Raw genomic sequence first — 4,199 nt, 5'->3', positions numbered from 1 at the left:
AGCAGTAGGTGAAGCATCAACCAGATAATCCGATGAGATACCGGTCTATCTCACTCTCATGCAAAGGTAAGATCAACCATTTAATCCGCTTACCCGTTTTGAAGAGACAGTACCGGAACCGAACCAGCCCTCAACCATTCAGAAAGCTCCGCCATCACTGTACTGGTGGCTGTCGATTTAAGGGCTATCACGATCAGGTCAAAATCATCCGCCTGATAGTTACGGACAAGGTCTTGGTGGTGGCAAGCCGGGAAGGAATGGTGGAAAACCTGCCCTTCATAATCAACGGTCAGGCCGTTCGCTTGTAGGGCCGCGAGGTGATCTCCACGGGCTGTCAGTACAACCTGATGGCCGGCTTCAGCCAACCTTGCGGCGTAATAGCCGCCGATGCCGCCGGCACCAACAATAAGTATTCTGAGAGTCGCCACTGAAACCTCTGGGTGCAGATAAGCCTTCCGGCACGATAAAGGAAGTGCTCGAAAAGTAGAACACCCGAAAGGTCGTATCAACTATCGAAAATGAAACCCAGCTCTCAAGGCCAGGTATACTCCGGCAAAACCACCCCCTCCCCGGCCAACCGTTCCGTAATCTCCCGCCTCAGCGCCACCACGTCCCGGACCTCCCGTTGCCTGAGCTGATCAACCTCTTCTTTAGTGAAGTGCTCGACTGCCACACCGGGCTGCCCCCAGCGCTCCACCACATAATTCATCACCTCGGCAATCTCGGCATCGTTCAGACCAGCGCCGACAACGCCGGGCACGTGCATCAGGTAAAGCCGGCTCTGTTCATCGTTGAAAAACACCTCCACAAAACCCGGAAACGGAGGAATGCCTGCAGCTTCCACACCCATGCCATCCATGCCGTGGCAACCGCTACAGCGCAGCATGTAGTTGGATTGCGCCGATCGCTCGGCAGCCGTTGCCGGCACCAGCAGTTGCGCAGCCAGCAGGGTTGTCAGCAGCAGGTTTCCTGTCCGTTTCCGTATCATCTTCCTAACTCCCTAAGTTCAGTGGGTACTCATTCCAGGGTTCAGCCATTAGCCACGCCCAGAACCACGGAAACGGTGCAGTGATACCCTTTGTTGGTATTGGCCATGCACCAGTTGATGTCGTTGTGCAGTCCCATCCGGTAACCCGGGCGTTCGCCTTCGCTCGTGAAGCAGAAGGTAGAACTGGGCACCGTGGCCCGGCCGCAGCAGTCGTTGTAAGACACCAGATAGTCTTTGTCGTCGGCCGGGTTACGGCAGGTGCCCACCCACGCCACCTTGGACGCCTCGGTGCCCGGCGGGCAGGAGGTCAGAGAGCCGCCAGAGGTGGAACAGAGGTTGCCGTCCAGCGCGCAGTGCTTCCAGTAGCTGCAGTCGTTCTCGTCTTCCAGGGTGCCGGCAAACGCGGCGCCCCCCAGAGACCGGTCAAACGGCAGAACCGGTGCCAGCATGGCGCCGGCCATGACGGTTCCGGCCTTGGCCAGGAAGGATCGGCGGCCAAAGCTCTGCGCCGCTTTCCTGGTGGATTGCTCGGATGTCTTATCAATCAGGTTAAACAAACGATCTATCATTCTGGGCATAGTGTCCTCCCGGACTTATTAACTAGCGGTTTTACTGACCAGCTCCTGCACAGAGGCATAGCCGGTTTCCAGCGCATTGAACAAACTTTCCAACTGCTCTCTTGAATTCACCAGGCCCTTGGCCCGCACCACGCCCTGCTCGTCAAGCAGCACGGCAAAAGGCAGGCGGGCCACCCGGTAAGTCACCCCAAGATGTTCCGACAACACGTAAGGAAATTGCTCCAACTTCTGTGTGGCAATCAGCTGCTCGTGGCGGGGTTGGTCGCCGTCACTGGCCAGCACCACAGAGAGCCAGCCGGCTTCGGATTTCTGGATCGACTTGAGCGCCGGCAGCAACTTTTTGCAGATCGGGCAGGTCGGCGACAGAAAGAACACCAGGCTATGCTTTCCGGACGGCTGGCCAAGGTTCACCTTGCCGCCGGTCAGGCTATCCAGGTTGAACACCGGGGACAGCTCGCCCACTTTGGGGCCGCTGTCGTTGATCATGGCGCCCACGGGTGCCACCCGCTCGTGCAAGATGCCGACCTGTCGGGCGAGCACGAAGAAGCCCAGGATGAGCCCGGCCACCATCAAGGCCAGCAAAACAACGGTAAAAGATAGAATTGCCACAGTATTTCCCTCTGAATGTCAGTATTTGCTGTTAGCCAGCAGCAGCCGCTGGTTCTCGGCCAGCTTTCCGAGCAGGTTGTAGACCAGCCACAGTCCGGTGCCGGCCGGTACCGCCACCATCAACCCGGCTAACCCGGGTGCCTGCACACCTTGCTGCGCAACCAGAGCCGCCAGGCCCGCCAGCACCAGATTGCGCAGCACCAGCAGCCACGAAACCGGGTGCGCCGCGCCACCACAGCCGCAATCAATCTCGGCACGGCCCCGGAACAGGCTGACGGCCATGGCTGCGCCGTAAGCCAACAACAGCCCCACCATCCCCAACGCCCCCAGCCCGGAGGTGTCCGGATAAACCAGCAACAGCACACACGCCGCCTCGGCCGCTATCAACGCTCTGGCCAAAGGCCCCGCCAGCCATTCCGGAAGCAACTGGTAGTTGATGACATACCCGAGAAACCGACCGTAATCCGAAGCCTTGTGCCAGGCTGCGTGGGTAAACAGCAGGGCCAGCAGAACCATGGCGGTCAGCACGGACATCTGCAGGAGATCGGGGCCCATGATCAGGACCCTGCGATGGAGAAAATGGCCCAGCCACCAACATCTTCAACCGTGTTGGTTTCCTCCAGGGCGAATCCGGCATCCGCCTTCACCTGATAGCGGTAGAGCACGCCCTCTTCATCCAGGCCAAACAGCACCGGCTGCTCGCCGTCGGTTACCGAGAGCGACACCAGGTGCTTGACCTCGGAGCGGCCCAACACCTTGGCGCTGGCCAGGTCCACCGCCCACACTTCCTCGGCGCCATTTTTGTGGCTGCCGTTGTAGGCTTCGGAATGCATGGTTACGAACAGCACCTTATGGGCCTCGTTGTAGGCCACCACATCCACACCACCGGGGGCCCACTGGCCTTCAGTGCCTTCCGTGAAGGATTTCTTGCTGATCAGGCGAGGCGCTTTGTCGCTGTCCGAAACCCGGTAAACAGTGCCGAAGAAGGAGACAAACAGCAGCTCATCACCGGCCCGCTTCCCGACAATGAATACCGGGTCTTTGTCCGGATCGAAGATCTTGTCACTGCTGTCCGGCGAGCCGAACCGGCCATCCGCAGCGAGGGAAAAGCTCTGGAAACGGCCATCCCCACAGACCGTGGTGAACTTCACCGAATCCGCAGCCGGGAACACGCCGAAGCAACCTGGTGTTGGTACTTCCTGCAGAACACTGCCAGTCTCAAGGTCTACCACCGTCACGGAGGTAGCCGGTGTGGCGTTCTGGATAAAGGCGTAGCGGTCGTCGTGAGAGATCTTCAGGATGGCGTTGGACGGGGCTACCTGAGCTGCTTTTTCAGGCACCACCACTTCCCGAAGCAGACTCAGGGTAGACACATCAAACTCCTGAAGTACGGACTCGGTCGGGCCGTATGTGATCCGCTTAGCGTAATGAGACAGGCTGTAAAGACGGGAAAAATCACTATTGGCGACCATCTGACCAACAATGCCAAAGCTCAGGTTTCCTTTAACACTGAGGTCGTCCTGGGAGAGCACAACGGTCTGGCTTGACCCATCCCAACTCTGGTCCAATACAAACAGATTCGGCCCGGGCTGAATCCGTTCCTCAACCGTAAGCACTTCCGGCACAAATTTATCGGCCGCCTGGACGGTTCCTGAAATCAGAACACCTGCCAGCGCAGCGAGGGCAAACCTTGTACTGAGCATATGAAAACCTCCGAGTGTAGGGAAAGGGCGTTGGTACGCGCCTGATTCGGAGATAAGCACAAGGTGTGCCAGATTGGCTTTTTCTTGAAATCAGATGCAATAGCTGATCAAAGAACAATCATATAGTCGGAATTTCGATCTGATACTGAGAAATAGCTGTATATCAAAGAGTAAAATCGCACTAAAACAGGGCCGAAGGCTCTTAAAAAGTGCGAGCTATAAGCCCTTAGCCCGGATTTCTCATGACCGCATAAACAAAAACGGCTGAAAGCCTTATGATTCTTGTCGCCAAACAAAGCCCCATAAGTCTTCAGCCGCGCA

At 57.5% G+C, this 4,199-nt stretch carries 7 protein-coding genes; all 7 read right to left on the bottom strand.

Features of this window, described 5'->3' with window-relative positions; translation table 11 throughout:
* Nucleotides 1-89 precede the first annotated feature (89 nt).
* Complete coding sequence (locus DET50_RS19195; RefSeq protein WP_258546177.1) at nt 90-428, bottom strand: ketopantoate reductase family protein; 339 nt, start codon at nt 426-428, stop codon at nt 90-92.
* Between the two features lie 104 nt (nt 429-532).
* The gene (locus DET50_RS19190; protein ID WP_113864297.1) at nt 533-988 is read right to left on the bottom strand and encodes a c-type cytochrome; all 456 of its coding nucleotides are present in this window, start codon (nt 986-988) and stop codon (nt 533-535) included.
* Between the two features lie 41 nt (nt 989-1,029).
* Complete coding sequence (locus DET50_RS19185) at nt 1,030-1,566, bottom strand: methylamine dehydrogenase light chain (RefSeq protein WP_113864296.1); 537 nt, start codon at nt 1,564-1,566, stop codon at nt 1,030-1,032.
* A gap of 18 nt (nt 1,567-1,584) precedes the next feature.
* A complete protein-coding gene (gene mauD, locus DET50_RS19180) occupies nt 1,585-2,175 on the bottom strand; it encodes a methylamine dehydrogenase accessory protein MauD (protein ID WP_201785342.1) in 591 nt (196 codons plus the stop codon).
* Between the two features lie 18 nt (nt 2,176-2,193).
* Nucleotides 2,194-2,730: a MauE/DoxX family redox-associated membrane protein gene (locus DET50_RS19175; protein WP_113864295.1), complete on the bottom strand. Its 537-nt coding sequence runs from the start codon at nt 2,728-2,730 to the stop codon at nt 2,194-2,196.
* Between the two features lie 2 nt (nt 2,731-2,732).
* Nucleotides 2,733-3,878, bottom strand: a complete 1,146-nt coding sequence (locus tag DET50_RS19170) for an amine dehydrogenase large subunit (protein ID WP_113864294.1) — start codon at nt 3,876-3,878, stop codon at nt 2,733-2,735.
* A 107-nt stretch (nt 3,879-3,985) separates the two neighbouring features.
* On the bottom strand, nt 3,986-4,199 hold a 214-nt coding region (locus DET50_RS19540; protein ID WP_220150178.1), incomplete at its 5' end, for a hypothetical protein.

This window comes from Marinobacter pelagius (genome assembly GCF_003315345.1).
In the GTDB taxonomy this organism is placed as follows: Bacteria; Pseudomonadota; Gammaproteobacteria; order Pseudomonadales; family Oleiphilaceae; genus Marinobacter; species Marinobacter pelagius_A.
The sequence above is the reverse complement of the archived record's forward strand: the minus strand, read 5'-3'. Positions and strand labels throughout refer to the sequence as shown.

Coding starts and splice junctions, on each gene's coding strand:
- DET50_RS19190 (WP_113864297.1), bottom strand. CDS start 988: ATGATACGGAAACGGACAGGAAACCTGCTGCTGACAACCCTGCTGGCT.
- DET50_RS19185 (WP_113864296.1), bottom strand. CDS start 1,566: ATGCCCAGAATGATAGATCGTTTGTTTAACCTGATTGATAAGACATCC.
- DET50_RS19175 (WP_113864295.1), bottom strand. CDS start 2,730: ATGGGCCCCGATCTCCTGCAGATGTCCGTGCTGACCGCCATGGTTCTG.
- DET50_RS19170 (WP_113864294.1), bottom strand. CDS start 3,878: ATGCTCAGTACAAGGTTTGCCCTCGCTGCGCTGGCAGGTGTTCTGATT.